This window comes from Gluconacetobacter diazotrophicus PA1 5, assembly GCF_000021325.1.
In the GTDB taxonomy this organism is placed as follows: domain Bacteria; phylum Pseudomonadota; class Alphaproteobacteria; order Acetobacterales; family Acetobacteraceae; genus Gluconacetobacter; species Gluconacetobacter diazotrophicus.
In genome coordinates, this window is record NC_011365.1 from 2,967,463 (window position 1) to 2,985,197 (window position 17,735).

Consider the following 17,735-nt stretch of genomic DNA (forward strand, 5'->3'; position numbering starts at 1 on the left):
CCATTCACCGGAGTTCCATCATGGATACCATCCAGGCCGCCGAGCAGGCGTTGCGCGAGGATCTGGCCGCCGCCTATCGCCTGCTGGCCATCTTCGACATGACCGACATGGTCTATACCCACCTGTCGGTGCGCCTGCCGGGGCCGGACCATCGGTTCCTGGTCAACCCGTACGGCTATCTGTTCGAGGAAATCACCGCCAGTTCGCTGGTGGTGGTCGATGCCGACGGCCTGCCGACGCAGCCGACGTCCCAGCCGGTCAACCCGGCGGGGTTCGTGATCCATTCCGCCGTCCATCGCAGCCGGGCCGACGCCGCCTGCGTCATGCACACCCACACGCTGGCCGGCATGGCGGTCGCGGCGCAGCAGGAGGGCATCCTGCCGCTGAACCAGATCAGCATGGAATTCCACGAGGACGTGGCCTTCCACGCCTACGAGGGCATCGCGGCCGACGACAATCTGGGCGAGCGCGAGCGGCTGGTCCGCGACCTGGGGACGCGCAATGCGATGATCCTGCAGAATCACGGCCTGCTGACGGTCGGGCGCACCGTGGCCGAGACGTTCTATCGCATCTATTACCTGGAGCAGGCGTGCCGCATCCAGATCGCCGCGCAATCGACCGGCGTTCCGCTGCATGTGCCCTCGGCCGAGCGGATCGCACGGGCCCAGGCGCAGTTCGCCGCCGAGGAAGACAAGGGGGAACTGGTCTGGCGGGCGTTGCGCCGCAAGCTGGACCGCGAACAGCCGGATTACGTGGAATAGGAGCCGGTCAGGTCCCGGGCGCCAGGATATGGACGAAACGGGCCGCGCCGTCGGGCGGCGGGGCGGCCCGTGACGGAGTGGCTGGTGAGGGAGTAGCCGGGACAGGGTCGGCCGGCGCCTCGGCCCGGATTTGCGGGGCGTCGTCGCCGAACAGGGTCAGGATGGCGCGGGTCTGGCGCAGGCCGGCCGTGTCCGCGATGCGGTAATGGACCTGCCGCGCGGCGCGGCGGGTCGTGACCAGGCCGGACCGGCGCAGTTCGGCCAGTTGCTGGCTGAGTGCCGGCTGGCCGATACCGGTGCGGGTTTCGATCTCGCCCACCGTGTGTTCGCCGGCCAGCAGCAGCGACAGGATCATCAGCCGCTGGGGCTGGGCCAGCGGGCGCAGCCGGTCGGCCAGCCGTTCGGCCGCCGGGCGCGTCAGCGGGCGGGCGGTCATGCCTGCGGGTCCGGCGTGATGCGGCAGAACCAGGACGGACCGGCGGCGGCCATGTCGTCCGCCGTGGCGATGGTGGGCAGGACGATGTCCGCGCCGGGTTCCCAGCCTTCCGGCGTCAGGACGTCGCCCACCGCCGCGCGCTGCAGGGCGGCGACCAGCCGCAGCATTTCGGCCACCGACCGGCCGGTGGACACCGGATAGCTGGTGGTGGCGCGCACGATGCCCGCCGGGTCGATGAAATAGGTCGCGCGCACCGTGGCGCTGTCGCGGGCGGCGGCATCCAGCATGCCGTAGGCACGGCCGACCGCCATCGTCGGGTCCTCGATCACCGGGAAGGGGATGGTGACGCCGAAGCGGGCGCGGATGGCGTCGATCCAGGCCAGGTGGGCGTGCAGGCTGTCCACCGACAGGCCCAGCAGCGCGCAGTCCAGCGCCGCGAAGCGGTCCGCCGCGCGGGCCAGGGCCACGAATTCGCTGGTGCAGACCGGCGTGAAATCGGCAGGGTGCGAGAACAGGACCAGCCACCGCCCGCGATAGTCGCTGAGCCGGACCGGGCCCTGGGTGGTGCGGGCCTGGAAATCGGGCGCGGCATCGCCGATCCGCACGATGGAGGGGCCCCCCAAGGAAGGACTCCCAATGGACAGGGCAGGCGATGGCGTGTCGGACATGAGGCGGCTCTTGCATCCCGTGCGGCTTGACGCAATACCAAACATGAAATACACAAATTATGAAAGTGCGAAAGTGAACCGCGCCCGACACGCCGCAGGCCGATGCCGGGGAGAACCGGAAAGGGCACGACCATGACCACCGATCCCACATCCGCCGCTTCCGCCATTCCCCCGGGCGATCCGGCGCGGGAGGCGGCGGCGCGGCAGGTTGCCGCCTGGTCGGGCCGGCCGGGGGCGCCCGTGGTGCGCAGCTTCTTCGACCCCGCGACCTTCACCGCCACCCATGTGGTGCACGACCCCGCGACGCGGCAGGCCGCGGTCGTCGACAGCGTGCTGGATTACGATCCGGCATCCGGCCGGACCGGGCATGACTCGGCGGCGGCGGTGCTGGCCTATCTGCGGGCCGAGGGGCTGGAGGTGGCGTGGCAACTGGAAACCCACGTGCATGCCGACCATCTGTCGGCCGCGCCGTGGCTGCAGGGCCAGGTCGGGGGCGCGCTGGGCATCGGGGCGGAGATCGTCCGGGTGCAGGCGGTATTCGGCAAGATCTTCAATGCCGGGACGGCGTTCGCCCGCGACGGGTCGCAGTTCGACCGCCTGTTCACCGATGGCGACACGTTCCGCCTGGGACAGATCGACGCGATCGCGCTGCATGTGCCCGGCCATACCCCGGCCGACATGGCGTTCGTGATCGGGGATGCGGCCTTTATCGGCGATACGCTGTTCATGCCGGATTTCGGGACGGCGCGGGCCGATTTCCCGGGCGGGGACGCGCGGACGCTGTACCGGTCCACCCGGCGGCTGCTGTCGCTGCCCGACGCCACGCGGCTGTTCCTGTGCCATGATTACGGGGGGCCGGAGCGGCCGGACTTCGCGTGGGAAACCACGGTCGGGGCCGAACGGACGGGCAATATCCACGTCCATGACGGCGTGGACGAGGATTCGTTCGTGGCCATGCGCACCGCGCGCGACGCGACGCTGGACCTGCCGCGGCTGATCATGCCGTCGGTGCAGGTGAACATGCGCGGCGGCCGCCTGCCGGAGCCGGAATCCAACGGTACCCGCTATATCAAGATCCCGCTGGACACGCTGTAGGGCGGCGCCGATGAATCCTGTCCAGGCGGGGCTTGGGGTGGCCTCGGGCGTGCTGGTCGGGTTCACGCTGGGGCTGGTCGGCGGGGGCGGGTCGATCCTGGCCGTGCCGCTGATGGTCTATCTGGTCGGGCTGCGCGACGCGCATGTCGCCATCGGCACCAGCGCCGCCGCGGTGGCGGTGAACGCGCTGGCGGGGCTGGCCAGCCACGCGCGGGCGCATACCGTCCGCTGGCGCTGTGCCGCCGTTTTCGCCGCCGCCGGGGTGCTGGGCGCGCTGCTGGGCGCGCATGCCGGCAAGATCGTGGGCGGGCAGCGCCTGCTGCTGGCCTTCGCGGTGCTGATGGTGGGGGTCGGCGTGCTGATGCTGCGCGGCCGGGACGGGGCGGGCGACCCGGACGCCACCTGCACCCGCGACAATGCCGGGCGGATCGCGGGGACCGGGCTGGCCACCGGGCTGCTGTCCGGCTTCTTCGGCATCGGGGGCGGATTCCTGATCGTGCCCGGCCTGATGGCCTCGACCGGCATGCCGATCCTGAACGCGGTGGGCACGTCGCTGGTCGCGGTGGCGGTGTTCGGGTTCAGCACCACCGCCAGCTATGCCCTGTCGGGCCTGGTGGACTGGCCGCTGGCGGGCCTGTTCGTGGCCGGCGGGGTGGCGGGCAGCCTGGGGGGCACCCGGGCGGCGCGGCGGCTGGCCGGGTCGCGGGGCGCGCTGGCGCGGGTTTTCGCCTGCGTTATCTTCGTGGTCGCCTTCTATATGATCTGGCGGGGCTGGTATTCCATCGTCGCGGGCGTCGGTAACGAAAATACACCAAAACGTCTTTGACGGGACGCGGGAAGCCCGCGCAGTATCGTGGAAGCCGGGGTCGACGCTATTCGGGATCTCGGGCCGGTTTCCGGTGATATTCAATATGGAGCGTGCCTCATGATCTCCCTCAACAGCACCATTTCGTCGGCCGACGCATCGTCGCAGCTTTCGCCCTCGGCGTCGTCCTCGGGCGGTTCCACCGGTACATCTTCCAGCACCGACACGACGACCACCACGATCAACGCGGACGGGACCACGACCGTGACCGTGACCAATGCGCAGGGCGTCATCGTGTCCCAGACCACGACCGGCGGCGGGTCCCAGACGGCCAGCGGCGGCACGGGCGATGCGGCGTCCCTGCTGGATACGTATGCCTGATCGATCGGGCGCTGCCCCTGCCCGGCCCCGCGCGGGGGCCGGGCAGGGGCCGTGCCTCAGGACGCGAAGGGGCGGGGTGCGACCGCCCCGTATCCTTCCTGCATGATGTAGGACTGCATTTCCCGGGCCATCAGTTCGGCCTGTTCCAGCCGCAGCTTCACGATGTCGCCGATGCTGACCAGCCCCACCAGGTGGCCGGCATCGTCCAGGACCGGAACGTGGCGGCTGTGGCTGCGGGTCATCTTGCGCGCGACCGACAGGATGTCCTCGGACCGCCGGGCGGTCGGGACGTCGTGCGTCATGATGTCCGACGCGCACAGGCGGTCGATTTCGGCGCCGTGCCGGGCCAGTGCCCCGACGATCGAACGTTCCGAGACCAGGCCCACGACATGGCCGGTTCCGTCCACGACCGGCACCGCGCCGATCCGGTTGTGGGTCAGCAGGTGCGCGATCGCCGTCACCGCTTCGTCCGGGCGGACGGTGATGACGGCCGAGCCCTTGCTGTTGAGGATATGCAGAACGGGAATGATCATGGGATGTTCTCCTCGTTGCGTCCGCGCTTCGTCCTGGCGCGTTGTGAGGTCACGCATAATACATGCCATCGGCTTTCGCCCCTGCAAGGGGTGGCCGTGATCAACGGAGCAGGAGCCGGGTTCAGGGCGCCCCCTGCGCCAGCGCATCGCGGACCGTATCGTCGCTGACCTGGTCGAAATGACGGTAATGCGCGCCGACCGCCAGGAAGGGTTCGGGCTGGCGCAGGCAGACGATGCGGTCGCATTCCTCCGCCAGGGCGGCGAGGGTGTCCGGCGGGGCGACGGGGACGGCGGCGATCAGGGCGGCCGGGTGGTTGGCCCGCAGGGCCCGCAGCGCCGCACGCATGGTACCGCCGGTGGCGATCCCGTCATCGACCACGACCACGATCCGGCCGGTCACGGGCACTGGCCGGCGCCCCTGGCCGTAGGCGCGGCGCTGGCGGGCGATCTCGGTCAGTTGGCGCTGCGTCTGCGCCACGATATCCGCGCGGGGGACGCCGGCGGCGCGAATGGCGGCCTCGTCCAGCACAAGCCGGGGCTGCGCGCCGTCCACCACCGCGCCCAGGCCGTATTCCTCATGCCCCGGCATGCCGATCTTGCGCACGTACAGCACGTCCAGTTCGCCCCCCAGCGCGCGGGCGATTTCGGCGGCCACCGGCACGCCCCCGCGCGGCAGGGCCAGGATCAGCGGCCGCGCGGGGGCCTGTCCGGGCAACGTCCCTGCGGACAGCGCCGGTCCGGGCAGCAGGGGCATCAGCGCGGCGGCCAGGGCCTGCCCGGCTTCCTGCCTGTCGCGAAACGGGGTGAGGTTGTCGTACATCCTACAGACCGAACGGCCAGGTTTCCGGCGCGCCATGCGGCGCGGCGTGGTTCAGCGGCGTGACGGCCTTGGTCTTTTCCAGCCAGACCCACGCATCGAACTGGTCGGCCAGCGTGGCCTCGAAATAGTGGCTGCCGAGTTCGCTGTCGGGCCGATAGATCACGCCGATCGCGCGTTCGCGCCACGGGCCGCGCACGGCCTCGCGCAATGGGCGGTTGTCGCGCCAGTCGAACAGGGCGCGCGGCAGGCCGGCCAGCAGGAAGGCGTGTTCGTAGCTGTCGGTCCGCGCGGGGCGCACCGTCATGACCTCCATTTCGCCATCCCATTCACTGGCGGCGGCGACGGTGCCGCGATCGGTGCCCAGGCCGATCAGCACGGCCTCGTCGCCATGGGCCATGCGGCACAGTTCGCCGATATTGAACTGGCCGGCCCAGCCCATGGCGGTGGCGGCGGCGTTGCCGATATGGGAATTATGGGCCCAGATCACGATCTTGGCCGCGTCGCCGCGATGGGCCAGCAGCGCCTGGACGGTGCCGAACATGTGCCGGTCGCGCAGGTTCCAGCTTTCGGTGCTGCCGCGATACATCACGCGGTAATATTGCTCGGCGGCGCGGACGATGCGGGCGTTCTGCACCGCGTCGAACCAGGCCGCGCCGTTGCCGCCGGACGCGCCGCCGTCATGGTTGTGGCGCACGTCGTGCAGGCGCCGCGCCAGCAGGTCGCGCAACTGCGCCACCACCGCGTCCTCGCAACTGTCCTGGCCGTACTGCATGACGGCGCGGCCGTAGCGGGCGGGGTCGTCCTGCCACGGGGTCAGCCGGCCGTAGCGCGCGCGGGCCGCCGCGGCCGCCGGCGGGTCCACCCGGTCCAGGTAGGACAGCACGGCGTGGATGGATTCGCCCAGGCTGTAGATATCCAGCCCATGGAACGAAACCCGGCGGTGTTCGGGCAGGCCGGCATTGTGGTGGTGCAGCCAGTGCACGAAGGCGGCAACGTCCTCGTTGCGCCACATCCAGCCGGGAAAGCGCGAGAAGGCGGGGCCGCGCCACGGGCGGGGGGCGTGATGGCGCACGTAATCGTCGATCCGCGCGCCGTCGGGCCAGTCGGCCTCGGCCGCGACGATGGTGAAGCCGTGGCGTTCCACCAGCCGGCGGGTGATGGCGGCGCGGGCGCGGTAGAAATCCGACGTGCCGTGCGTGGCCTCGCCCAGCAGGACGACGCGGGCGGCGCCGAAGCGGTCGAACGCGTCGGGCTGGTCCGATACCCCTCCGGGGGCCAGTTCGGGGGCGGGCAGGGGGGTGGCGTTGCCGCGCAGGGTTTCGATCATCGCCGGAGGGATGGTCGGCTGCCCGTTCCGGGCGGGGGTATGGCTGGGCGGTGCGTGGGTCATGGGCGTTGTCCCATCACGGTGTCGCGCCATATGATGTCGTGACGCATCGGGCGTGTTTTCAGCAGGGGCGTTCGAAAAAATCCCTCTGGTCACGATAAAATTCCGCTGAGGCCGCGACGCGGCGGCGGGCGCGCTGTTATCGCGGCCTGAGGCATGCGCGAAAGGTCGGGCGATGGTCGGGGCGCTGGAAACGCGGTGACGCGCGCGGGCATGCGCCGGGCCGGCGTGGCCGGGGCGGCGGTGCTGCTGCTGCTGGCGGCCGCCCTGTGGTGGGCGTGGTCGCGGCAGGCCGTGCCGGTGGCGTGGCAGGGGTATGTCGATGCGGATTTCGTGCGGATCGGCCCGACGCAGGCCGGGCTGCTGACCGGGCTGCGCGTCGCGCGGGGCGACCGGGTACGGGTGGGGCAGCCGCTGTTCGACCAGGACGACGTGGCCGAGCACGCGGCGCGCGACCAGGCGGTGCGCCAGGCCGAGGAAGGCGCACGCCAGTTGGCGAACCTGCAGGGCCCCGCCCGCGACACCGAGATCCGCCAGGCGGCGTCCAACCTGGCGGATGCCGAGGCGACGCGCGACCGTGCGCGGGCCGACCTGCGCCGGCTGGAGGCGGCGGCCCCGGCGGGCGCCGCGACGTTGCAGGCGCGCGACGCGGCCCGTGCCGCCTGGCGCTCGGCCGAGGCGCGCGTCGCGGGGCTGCGCGCCGCGCTGGACCAGGCGCAGGCCCCCACCGGCCGGATGGAGCAGATCCGCGCGCAGGCGGCGACGGCGGGGGCGGCGCGCGCGGCGCTGGCGATCATGGACTGGCGGCTGGCGCAGCGGCACGTCGTGGCGCCCGATGCGGGCGTCATCGCCGATATTCTGGCCTGGCCGGGCGAGGTGCTGGATGCCGGAACGCCCGTCATTTCGCTGTTGCCGCCGGACCATATCGTCATCCGCCTGTTCGTGCCGGAGGGGATGCTGGCGCGCATCCACCCGGGCGACCGGGTGGGGCTGGCCTGTGACGGCTGCCCGCCGGGGCTGGAGGGACAGGTGGATTTCATCGCACCGCGTGCCGAATACACGCCGCCGCTGATCTTCAGCGACCAGAGCCGGGCCAAGCTGGTCTACCTGGTCCAGGCGCGACCGCGTGCCGACCAGGCGGGGATGCTGAATCCCGGCCAGCCGGTGACGGTCAGCCCGGCATGGGCGCCCGCGCGATGAACGGCGCGATGAACGGACCGAAACCCGAAGAGACTGGGGAGTACGTCATCGACGTGCGGGACCTGCGCAAGGATTTCGGGACGCAGCGCGTGGTCGACGGGCTGAACCTGCGCGTGGCGTGGGGCGAGATCTGCGGCTTCCTGGGCGCGAACGGCAGCGGCAAGACCACGACCATCCGCATGCTGTGCGGGCTGCTGGTGCCTGACGCGGGGCGCGGGACCTGCCTGGGGCTGGACATCATCCGCGATGCGCCGCGCATCCGCCGGCAGGTCGGCTACATGACGCAGCGCTTCAGCCTGTACGAGGACCTGACGGTGCGCGAGAACCTGGAACTCGTCGCCGGGATCTATGAACTGTCGGACCCGCGCGGCGCGGTCGATGCCATGCTGGACCGCATGGAACTGCGCGGCCGGTCCGGCCAGTTGGCCGGCCAGCTGTCGGGCGGATGGAAGCAGCGGCTGGCGCTGACGGCCTGCGTGCTGCACCGGCCGGCGCTGCTGCTGCTGGACGAGCCGACGGCGGGGGTGGACGCGCGGGCGCGGCGCGCGTTCTGGGACCTGATCCACGACATGGCCGGCGGCGGCCTGACGGTGCTGGTGTCCACCCATTACATGGACGAGGCCGAGCGCTGCGCCCGCGTGGTCTACCTGGCCGGCGGGCGCATCGTCGTGCAGGGCAGCGCCGGGGAGCTGCTGGCCCGTGTCGGGCTGGTGACGTTCGAGGGAACCGGCGACGGGGTCGAGGACGCGGTGGGGCGGCTGCGCGCGGCGCCCGGGGTCGAGGCCGCGACGGTCTTCGGCCGGGCGCTGCATGTCGCGGGGATGGACCGCGCGCGGCTGGAGGACGCCATCCGCGCGCAGGGGGGGCGGGCTGGCGTGGCAGGAGGTGCCGCCCCGGCTGGAGGACGTGTTCATCCATCTGCTGGGCCAGGAGGAGGGGTGATGGCCATGTTGTCCGCCCGCCGGCTGCGCGCGCTGCTGCGCAAGGAATGGCTGCAGGTGCGGCGCGACCCGATGACCCTGCGGCTGATCATCGCGCTGCCGGTGATGCAGTTGCTGATCTTCGGGTACGCCATCAATTCCAACCCGCACGATCTGCCGACCGGGGTGCTGATGGCGCAGCCGTCGCGCTACGAACGCACCATCGTCGCCGCGCTGCGCAATACCGGCTATTACCGGACCCGCCTTGTCGGGTCGGAAGCCGAGGCGGAGGCGGATATCGCGGAAGGGCGGCTGCTGTTCGTCGTCAACATCCCGCCGGGCTTCGACCGCGCGGTCGATCGGGGCGAGGCGCCGTCGGTCCTGGTCGATACCGACGGCACCGACCCGACGGCGGTGGGATACGCCACCGCCGCGCTGTCCGGCCTGGGCGACGTGCTGGCGCGCGACCTGCCGCCGGTCAGGCGGGGTGTGGCGGCGCCGGCGCCGGCGCCGTTCCGCTTCGTGGTCCATACCCGCTACAACCCCGAGCAGTTGACGGTGCTGAACGTGGTGCCCGGGCTGATCTGCGTCGTGCTGATGATGTCCACGCTGATGCTGACCACGCTGGCCATCACGCGCGAGCGCGAGCGCGGGACGATGGAAAACCTGCTGGCCATGCCGGTGCGCCCGGTCGAGGTCATGCTGGCGAAGATCGCGCCCTATATCGGCATCGGCTACCTGCAGGTGCTGGTCATCCTGCTGATCGCGGTGCTGCTGCTGCACCTGCCGGTGCAGGGGTCGATCCTGCTGCTGTTCGGGGTGCTGGGGGTGTTCATCGCCAGCAACCTGGCCCTGGGGATCACCTATTCCACGCTGGCGGCCAACCAGATGCAGGCGCAGCAGATGGTGCAGTTCACCATGCTGCCGTTCATGCTGCTGTCGGGCTTCGTCTTTCCCTTCCAGGGCATGCCGCGCTGGGCGCGCGTGATCGGCGAGGTGATGCCCACGACGCATGCCATGCGCATCGTGCGCGGGGTGCTGCTGAAGGGAAACGGGCTGGCGGAGATCCTGCCCGACCTGTGGCCGATCGTACTGTTCACGCTCTGCACGGTCGCGGTCGCCGTGCGCTTCTATCGGGAAACGCTGGATTGATGCGCCGGGCGGTCCGGGCGGGGTGGGTCGCGGGCCTCGCCTGGGTCTGGGTGGGGGGCTGCACGGTCGGGCCGGCCTTCCACGCGCCGCGCGCCGATATGCCGGCGGCGTGGCATGACGTGTCGGCGCATGGCGGGGGTGTCGCGCCGGTGGCGCGGCCCGATCCGCTCTGGTGGCGGATGTTCCGCGACCCGGTGCTGGACGCGCTGGTGGCGCGGGCGATGGCGGGCAATCCGGGCTTTGAGGAAAATGCGGCGCGCGTCGTCCAGGCGCGGGAGCAGGAGGCCGCCCAGCGTGCCGCCGGCCTGCCGGAACTGGGGGCCTCGGCGCGCTATACGCGCGAGCGGCTGGGCGAGGCGGGATTGTTCTCGGTGCTGGGGGGGGGCGGGCAGCGGCACGGGGCAGCCGGCGTTCCTGGTCGGGATCGGCGGCCTGACGCAGGGGACGGACCTGTATCAGGTCGGGTTCGACGCATCGTGGGAACTGGACCTGTTCGGCCGGGTGCGGCGGTCGGTGGAACAGGCACACGCGCAGGTGGCGGCGCAGGTCGCCCGGCAGGGCGATGCGCGGCTGACGCTGCAGGGCGACGTGGTGCGGGCCTATCTGCAATGGCGGGCGGCCCAGGCGCTGCTGGACCTGGCGGGCGAGGTGGCGGCGGCGCGGGCGCGGGCGGTGGTGCTGCGGGCGTTCCAGCGCCGGCTGGGGCTGGCGGACGGCACGGATGTCGACCTGGCCCGCGCGGCGCTGGTGCGGGCGCAGGGGCAGGCGGCCGGATTCCAGCGGCAGGCGGGGCAGGCGCTGAACCGGCTGGCCATCCTGACCGGGCAGCCGCCGGGGGCACTGGACGGCCCGCTTGTCGCGGTCCGTCCGCTGCCGGACCCGCCGCCGCGCGTGCCGGTGGTGCTGCCGGCGGCGCTGGCACGGCTGCGGCCGGACATCCGCGCGGCCGAGGCCGACCTGCATGCCGCCACCGCCGGGATCGGCGCGGCGGTGGCGCAGCTTTATCCCGACATCACGCTGTCCGGGCAGGTCGGCCAGCGCACGCTGACGCTGGGCAGCCTGGCGGACTGGGGCAACACGTTCTACCAGTTCGGCCCCGCGATTTCGCTGCCGCTGTTCCAGGGCGGGCGGCTGCGGGCCGCGATCCGGCTGGCCCGTGCCCGGCAGCAGGAGGCCGCCCTGGCCTATCGCCAGCGCGTGCTGGATGCGCTGGGCGAGGTGGAGGATGCGCTGGTCGCGCTGCGCACGGACGGCGCGGCGCGCGAGAGCGACCGCGCGGCGATGGCCAGCGTCACCGACCGGCTGGCCCTGGCCCGAACCCGCTATCGCGACGGGACCGGCGATGCGCTGGCGGTGCTGGATGCGCGGGCCGAGCTGGGTGGCGCGGGGCAGGACGACATCCAGGCGCGGCTGGCGGTGCTGCTGGATGTGGTGGCGCTGTGCAAGGCGACGGGCGGCGGCTGGCCGGAGGCCGGGGACTAGAATCCTCCCGTAACGCCGTGCCTTCGTCGGCCGGTTCGGCATCATGTTCGGCCAGGCGGACGGTGTTGCGGCCCGCCCGCTTGGCGGCGTACAGCGCGACGTCCGCCTTCGCCACCAACTGGCGCCATGTCAGATTGTCGCCGGCCGCGACGCCGAAACTGGCGGTGACGGGAATGCGGACATTCTGGGCGGAGATGACCTTGAGGCTGCCCAGGCGCCGGCGCAGGCGATGCGCCATGGACAGGGCGGTCATCTGGGTGTGCGCGCGGATCAGGATGGCGAATTCCTCGCCGCCGAAGCGCGCGACCAGGTCGTCCGGCCGCACCTGCTCGCGCAGGGCGGCGGCGACCGCGACCAGCACCCGGTCGCCTTCGGTATGGCCGTGCCGGTCGTTGATGGATTTGAAATGGTCGATGTCCAGCAGGATCAGAAACGCGCGTTCGTCCGCTTCCGAGATCTCCAGCCTCGGTTTCGCCAGGATCTGGAGCGCCCGCCGGTTGAGGAGCTGGGTCAGTTCGTCGGTTTCGGCCTGACGCTTCAGGGCCTGGGTCTGGGCCGCGCGTTCGCGCAGCCTGGCGTCCAGGATCTCCAGGGCTTCGTACAGCGGCTGCAGTTCCCGGCTGCCGCGATGCCTTCGGGGCAGGCGGAGGGGTTCGTCGTGGCCCAGGTCCACGACGGCCTCGCTGGCTTCCAGCAGGGGGGCCAGCACCCGCAGATGCACCAGCAGCACCCCGCCGGCGATCAGGCCGGTGACGGTCAGCGTCGCGCCGCTGATGATCCAGAGCATGTCGAAGGCGTGCCGCGCCTTGCGCCTGAAGTCGGACAGGACGATGTCCAGGTCGTTCGTCCGCCAGGTTTCCAGCGGCGCCAGCGTCCGGGCATACCGGTCGGCGAAGGCGACGGCCGTCTGCGTATAGGGCGTGCCCTGGGTGCCCTCGGCGATGATCCGGGCCACCAGGGGCTGCCCGTCGTCGAAGAACGCCCGCTCGGCATCCTGCCGCAGCGCGGCGAGGCGCGGTCCATGATCCGCAACGCTGGGATTGAGTTCCAGCAACTGCCATTCCACGGCCATGCGGCCCGCCAGCCGGTCGCTGGCCGAGACGTTGCGCGGCGGCATCGGGGTCTGTGCGATCAGCGGTGCCAGCATCACCGAACCCAGTCGCCCGGCATTGTCGCGCAGGCCGCACAGGATCAGCGCATGCCGGATCGGGGCGGCCAGCCGGGGATCGGAGCCGATGAGCGTGGCGGACTGCCGTATCATCATCGCCCAGTAGGCATCGTCTGCGGCGAACAGCGCATCGATCGCGCCCTGGACGCCGTCATACCGGTCCGGCCGCTCGGCGGCCCGATCGACCAGGTTCCGGGCCTGCTCCAACTGCCGCAGGGTCTCCTGCAGGGCGGCGGACGACACGGTGCCGGCGGCGTGTGCCAGGGCCTGGTCGGTGGCGGCGCGCGCGGCGCGCAGCCTGTCGCGGGCCGGGGCGGTTTCGTCCGCCATCAGCATGGTGGAAGGGGCCCGTTCGGCACTGATGAGGCTGGCGGCGTCCAGGACCGGGCGAAACCCCTCCAGGCCCGCCACGTCCTGCCGAGTATGCATGAAATTATCACGGGCATGGACCAGGATGACGGTGGCCATCGTGGTGGACAACAGAATGGTGATGGCGCCGCCAACCCACAGGCGGCCGCCCCTCCAGAATCGACGGTGCAATTCGCCTCCAGTAACGGGGGTCATGGTATGATGCCGGCGGCTGCCAGATATCGGTAACGCGACAGCGCCTGGATGAGGCGAGAGTTTTAACCGAATCTTAAAATCCCGGGGCCAACCGGCTGAAATCGGCCTCGTACCCTGCTGATATGTATGAAATATATTTTATGAGGCCGAGAAGTCAATTTACAAAATAATTCATTCTCGCGGAGAGAATTATGATGGATCAAGTATTAATATTCACTAATGCTTGGGCGGCATCGAGGCTCTTTAGCAGGCTGTCGGGTTGGGGTACCTGGCTCTGGCGATCTGCGGTAAGCTTTCAGGATGAGCAGCTTCATTCCGTTTGATCGATCGCAGCCGTATCTTCTGCCGCCGGATCTGAAGTCATGGCTGCCGTCGGACGATGTGGCGCATTTCATCGTGGCGGCGGTAGAGCGGGTGCCGTTGAGGGCATTTTCCGTTCCTGTGCGGACTGGCGGCAAGGCGCAGTATCATCCGCGCCTGATGCTGGCGCTGCTGATTTACGCCTATGCGAACGGCGTGTTCTCATCGCGTCGGATCGAACGGGCGACATATCGTGATATCGGTATGCGCTTTGTGGCGGCGAACCTGCATCCTGACCATGACACGATCGCGACGTTCCGGCGCGGCAACCGCACGGCGATCGAGGCAGCGTTCATGCATGTACTCCTGCTGGCACGCGAGACGGGACTGGTGCGGCTTGGCACGGTGTCGATCGACGGCACGAAGATCGATGCCAATGCCTCGAAATACCGTTCCATTCGTTATGATCGCGCGAAAGAGCTGCGCGAGAAACTGGCCACCGATATCTCCACCCTGATGGAACGGGCAGAGGCGGCGGATACAACCGATGTGGATCATCAGGCGTTGCCGGAGGAACTGGCCCGGCGGGAGGCTCTGAAGGCAAAGCTGGATGAAGCCTGTGCGCGACTGGAGGCGGAAGCCCGCGAGCAGGCCAAGACCGCCCGACCAGAATATGAGCGCAAGAAGGCAGCTTTTGATGCGAAGCGGGGACGGCGCGGTCGGCCGCCGAAAGAACCGGACGATGAACCGCCACCAGACCGGCAGATCAACCTGACCGATCCGGACAGCAAGCTGATGCGCCGCTCCGACGCGCATGAATACCGGCAAGCCTACAATGCCCAGGCCGTGGTTTGTGCCGAGGGCAGCCAGTTGATCTTGGAAAATGGCGTCGTTGCGACGACGGCGGACGCGCCCAGCTTCGCCGCCACCATCCTGGGTATGGAGGAGAGGATCGGCCTGCCACGAACCGTCCTCGCCGACACGGGTTTCGCCAGCGGCAAAGCCGTCGAAACGTTGCAGGCCAGCGGCGTGGACCCGCTGGTCGCCATCGGACGCCCTGTGAATCGGCGCCCTTATGACTTCCGGCCAGAACCGCCACCCAGGGAGCCGCGCCGGATCACCGAGCCCTGGCGCCTGGAAATGAAGGCCAGGCTGCAACAGAACCCGGCAAAAGCCCTTTACGCCTTACGCAAGCAGACCGTCGAACCGGTCTTCGGTATCATCAAGAGCGCCATGGGCTTCACCCGTTTCCATCTCCGTGGCCTCCCCAACGTCGCAACAGAATGGACGCTCGTCGCCCTCGCATATAATTGCCGTAGGATCACGCGACTGACGGCCGCATAAACGCCGTCGTCGCCATCACTCATCACTACGGCAGCGCCCAATCCGACAGCCTGTTAGAGCCTGTTTGGAAAGTCGCTGAAGTGTGATTCAAGCTCTGGATGTGGACGCCAGAGCAGAGAGGCCGCATGGCCAGGATTACCCGCAAGACGAAGCGTTATCCGTCTGATATGACGGAGGAGGAATGGGCGCGCATCGCGCCACTGATGCCCGAGCCGGGACGCACGGGGCGTCCGCGCGAGATCGAATTCCGCGAGGTGATCAACGCGGTTCGTTACCTGGTTCGATCCGGCTGCGGCTGGCGAATGCTGCCGATCCATTTCGGGCATTGGCGTACGGTCTATGGTTGGTTCAGGGAATTGGCCCGGCGGTTCCTGTTCCAGACCATTCATGATGTGGAACTGATGCTTGACCGGGAGCGCTCGGGCCGTGAAGCCAGCCCTTCGGCCGGAGTGATCGACAGCCAGAGCATCAAGGCGCCGCACGCGAAAACAAGAGGTTACGACGCTGGAAAGAAGATTGTCGGGCGCAAGCGGCATATCGCCGTGGATACGGACGGACGCCTGCTGATGGTCAACCTGACGCCGGCGGACATCTCCGACAGCGCCGGAGCGCAGATGATCCTGGACGCGATCCGCAAGCGCTGGCCGTGGGTCAAGCATCTATTCGCGGACGGTGCCTATGACCGGCTCCAGTTGATGGACAAGGCTGCCTACCTGGACTTCGTCGTCGAGGTGATCCGTCGCAGGGACGGAGCGAAAGGCTTTGAGGTTCTCCCCCGGCGCTGGGTCGTGGAGCGAACCTTCGGATGGATGACCCGATGGCGACGCCTCGTGCGCGATTACGAGCGTCGCATCGATGTCTCACAGGCCATGATCTTCGTCGCCATGGGCGCCAATCTCACCCGAAGAAACGCTCATCCATGACTTTCCAAACAGGCTCTTATAAACGGCGTTCCAGATGCATGAGGGACCGAAAAACGAACCGGGATCTTTTCGTTTCATTTTCTTCAGAAAAGAAAAAGCCATTCCATGCATGAGGGACCGTCCATGACCGACCTGATCGACAACACGTCCCGCCGTCGTTTCGAGTTGCCTGTCGGGGGCGAGGTGGCGTTCGCGGACTATGCGGTGGAAGGCGGGCGGCTGGTGCTGAGCCACACCAGCGTGCCGTCCGCGCTGGAGGGGCGAGGCGTGGGATCGACGCTGGTGCGCGCCGTCCTGGATACCGCGCGGGCGCGGGGGATGCGGGTGGTGTCGCGCTGTTCGTTCGTGACGGCCTTCATCCGCCGCCATCCCGAATATGCCGACCTGCTGGAGCGTCCGCCTGGCGGGTGATCGCCGGATCGCCTCTTGGTCGTGGCGGGTACGTATCGTATGCGGTGGGCATGACGAAGGCGCCGCTTTATCAATCGCTGTTCCTCCAGATCGTCGTCGCGACGGCGGGCGGGGTCGCGATCGGGCTGCTGGACCCGGCGCTGGGCATGGCGCTGCGGCCGCTGAGCGACCTGTTCCTGCGGCTGATCGCCATGATCGTCTCGCCGCTGGTGTTCTGCGTCGTGGTGCAGGGCATTGCCGGCGCGGGCAGCCTGCGCACGGTCGGGCGGGTCGGGATCAAGGCGCTAATCTATTTCGAGGCGATGACAACGCTGGCCCTGGGCTTCGGCCTGCTGGCGGCGGGCCTGGCCGGGCCGGGTCGGGGCATGCATGTGCCCCTGGCCGGGCGGGCCGTGACGGACGGCGCCGTGGCGCTGGGGTCGGTCGGCGGGTCGGCGGCGGCGCTGCGCCAGGGCGGGATCGGCGCCTTCCTGCTGAACATCGTCCCCACCAGCCCGGTGCGGGCCTTCGCCGGCAATGACGTGCTGCAGATCCTGTTCTTTGCGATCCTGTTCGGCTGCGCCCTGACGCAGGTCGGGCCCGCCGGGCAGCCGGTGGCGCGGGTCATCGACGGGCTGACGGCGGTGATGTTCCGCATCATGGGGATCGTCACGAGGGTGGCACCGGTGGGCGTGCTGGGGGCAGTGGCCTGGACGGTGGGGCATTACGGCGCGGCCGCGCTGGGGCAGCTTGGGCTGCTGGTGGTGCTGTATGTGGGCACCGTCGCGGCGTTCGTCGCGCTGGCGCTGGGGCTGGTGATGCGGCGCTGCGGGGTCGGGCTGTGGCGGCTGCTGGTCTATCTGCGGGCGGAACTGCTGATCGTGGCGGCCACCACGGCGTCGGACGCCGTGCTGCCGCAGACGATGGACAAGCTGGAGCGGCTGGGCATACGGCGCGAGGTCGTGGGGCTGGTGATTCCGGCGGGCTATTCGTTCAACCTGGATGCGCTGTCGATCTATCTGGGCATGGCGGTGCTGTTCCTGGCCCAGGCCACCGGCACGGTGCTGGGGTGGGGGCAGATGGCGCTGGTCCTGGGCACCGCGCTGGTGACGTCGAAGGGGGCGCACGGGGTGCCGGGGGTGGCCATCGTCATCCTGGCCGCCACGCTGGCGGTGGTGCCGCAGGTTCCGCCGATCGGGCTGGTGCTGGTGGTGTCGGTGGACTGGTTCATCGGCATTGCCCGCGCGCTGGGCAATTTCGTCGGCAATTGCGTGGCCACCATCGCGGTCGCCGCGTGGGAGGGCGAGATCGACCTGGCGCAGGCACGGCGCGTGCTGGCGGCGGGCGACGATGCGGCGGCCGAGGCGCCGCTGACCGCGTCCTGACCCGCCGGGCCGGACAGTCGG

Annotated in this window: 16 protein-coding genes and 1 pseudogene; 11 read left to right on the plus strand and 6 right to left on the minus strand. The window is 69.8% G+C overall.

The features are described 5' to 3' along the window. Positions 1–20: 20 nt before the first annotated feature. Positions 21–761 carry a class II aldolase/adducin family protein gene (locus tag GDIA_RS13560; RefSeq protein WP_012228627.1) on the plus strand — a complete coding sequence of 247 codons (741 nt, stop codon included), beginning with the start codon at positions 21–23 and terminating at the stop codon, positions 759–761. A 7-nt stretch (positions 762–768) separates the two neighbouring features. On the opposite strand, the gene GDIA_RS13565 is transcribed toward GDIA_RS13560, so the two are convergent. Both GDIA_RS13565 and GDIA_RS13570 read right to left on the minus strand, forming a co-directional pair. After that, the gene (locus tag GDIA_RS13565; protein ID WP_012228628.1) at positions 769–1,197 is read right to left on the minus strand and encodes an ArsR/SmtB family transcription factor; all 429 of its coding nucleotides are present in this window, start codon (positions 1,195–1,197) and stop codon (positions 769–771) included. Next, positions 1,194–1,865, minus strand: coding sequence for a peroxiredoxin (locus tag GDIA_RS13570; RefSeq protein ID WP_043458997.1), 672 nt, complete (start codon positions 1,863–1,865; stop codon positions 1,194–1,196). Before GDIA_RS13570 ends, GDIA_RS13565 begins: the two co-directional genes overlap by 4 nt. Positions 1,866–1,997: 132 nt before the next feature. Here GDIA_RS13570 and GDIA_RS13575 point away from each other — a divergent pair, with 132 nt between their 5' ends. The 3 genes from GDIA_RS13575 (at position 1,998) to GDIA_RS13585 (ending at position 4,146) form a co-directional block, all read left to right on the plus strand. Next, positions 1,998–2,960 (plus strand): MBL fold metallo-hydrolase, encoded by a 963-nt coding sequence (locus GDIA_RS13575; protein WP_012228630.1) that lies wholly within the window; start codon positions 1,998–2,000, stop codon positions 2,958–2,960. Between the two features lie 10 nt (positions 2,961–2,970). Further along, the gene (locus GDIA_RS13580) at positions 2,971–3,786 is read left to right on the plus strand and encodes a sulfite exporter TauE/SafE family protein (RefSeq protein WP_012228631.1); all 816 of its coding nucleotides are present in this window, start codon (positions 2,971–2,973) and stop codon (positions 3,784–3,786) included. 99 nt (positions 3,787–3,885) lie between these two features. Continuing rightward, a complete protein-coding gene (locus GDIA_RS13585; RefSeq protein ID WP_012228632.1) occupies positions 3,886–4,146 on the plus strand; it encodes a hypothetical protein in 261 nt (86 codons plus the stop codon). A gap of 56 nt (positions 4,147–4,202) precedes the next feature. On the opposite strand, the gene GDIA_RS13590 is transcribed toward GDIA_RS13585, so the two are convergent. From GDIA_RS13590 to GDIA_RS13600, 3 genes are all read right to left on the minus strand, one after another. Next, the gene (locus tag GDIA_RS13590; protein WP_012228633.1) at positions 4,203–4,679 is read right to left on the minus strand and encodes a CBS domain-containing protein; all 477 of its coding nucleotides are present in this window, start codon (positions 4,677–4,679) and stop codon (positions 4,203–4,205) included. Positions 4,680–4,800: 121 nt separating this feature from the next. Further along, complete coding sequence (locus GDIA_RS13595) at positions 4,801–5,499, minus strand: phosphoribosyltransferase (protein WP_012228634.1); 699 nt, start codon at positions 5,497–5,499, stop codon at positions 4,801–4,803. Position 5,500: 1 nt separating this feature from the next. Beyond that, positions 5,501–6,889: an erythromycin esterase family protein gene (locus tag GDIA_RS13600; RefSeq protein ID WP_012554506.1), complete on the minus strand. Its 1,389-nt coding sequence runs from the start codon at positions 6,887–6,889 to the stop codon at positions 5,501–5,503. Positions 6,890–7,084: 195 nt separating this feature from the next. On the opposite strand from GDIA_RS13600, the gene GDIA_RS13605 reads away from it, so the two are divergent. From GDIA_RS13605 to GDIA_RS18755, 3 genes and pseudogenes are all read left to right on the plus strand, one after another. Next, positions 7,085–8,086 carry an HlyD family secretion protein gene (locus GDIA_RS13605; RefSeq protein ID WP_244410111.1) on the plus strand — a complete coding sequence of 334 codons (1,002 nt, stop codon included), beginning with the start codon at positions 7,085–7,087 and terminating at the stop codon, positions 8,084–8,086. Between the two features lie 8 nt (positions 8,087–8,094). Then, on the plus strand, positions 8,095–10,158 hold the full coding sequence (locus GDIA_RS19700) for an ABC transporter permease (RefSeq protein WP_162013729.1): 2,064 nt from the start codon (positions 8,095–8,097) through the stop codon (positions 10,156–10,158). A gap of 249 nt (positions 10,159–10,407) precedes the next feature. Further along, positions 10,408–11,559: pseudogene (locus tag GDIA_RS18755) on the plus strand (efflux transporter outer membrane subunit); the annotation flags it as partial. On the opposite strand, the gene GDIA_RS19835 reads toward GDIA_RS18755, so the two are convergent. Then, the gene (locus GDIA_RS19835) at positions 11,450–13,372 is read right to left on the minus strand and encodes a GGDEF domain-containing protein (RefSeq protein ID WP_407635495.1); all 1,923 of its coding nucleotides are present in this window, start codon (positions 13,370–13,372) and stop codon (positions 11,450–11,452) included. The pseudogene GDIA_RS18755 and the gene GDIA_RS19835 sit on opposite strands and share 110 nt — an antisense overlap. 300 nt (positions 13,373–13,672) lie before the next feature. Between GDIA_RS19835 and GDIA_RS13625 the strand changes: the two genes are divergently transcribed. The 4 genes from GDIA_RS13625 to GDIA_RS13640 all read left to right on the plus strand — a co-directional run bounded on the left by GDIA_RS13625 (position 13,673) and on the right by GDIA_RS13640 (position 17,714). Continuing rightward, positions 13,673–15,016 carry an IS1182-like element ISGdi13 family transposase gene (locus tag GDIA_RS13625; protein WP_012223140.1) on the plus strand — a complete coding sequence of 448 codons (1,344 nt, stop codon included), beginning with the start codon at positions 13,673–13,675 and terminating at the stop codon, positions 15,014–15,016. 98 nt (positions 15,017–15,114) lie between these two features. Beyond that, a complete protein-coding gene (locus GDIA_RS13630) occupies positions 15,115–15,939 on the plus strand; it encodes an IS5-like element ISGdi2 family transposase (protein ID WP_012553437.1) in 825 nt (274 codons plus the stop codon). Between the two features lie 123 nt (positions 15,940–16,062). After that, a complete protein-coding gene (locus tag GDIA_RS13635; protein ID WP_012554510.1) occupies positions 16,063–16,350 on the plus strand; it encodes a GNAT family N-acetyltransferase in 288 nt (95 codons plus the stop codon). Next, complete coding sequence (locus tag GDIA_RS13640) at positions 16,347–17,714, plus strand: cation:dicarboxylate symporter family transporter (protein WP_012554511.1); 1,368 nt, start codon at positions 16,347–16,349, stop codon at positions 17,712–17,714. The genes GDIA_RS13635 and GDIA_RS13640 overlap by 4 nt, the downstream gene beginning before the upstream one ends. The last annotated feature ends 21 nt before the right edge of the window (positions 17,715–17,735 follow it).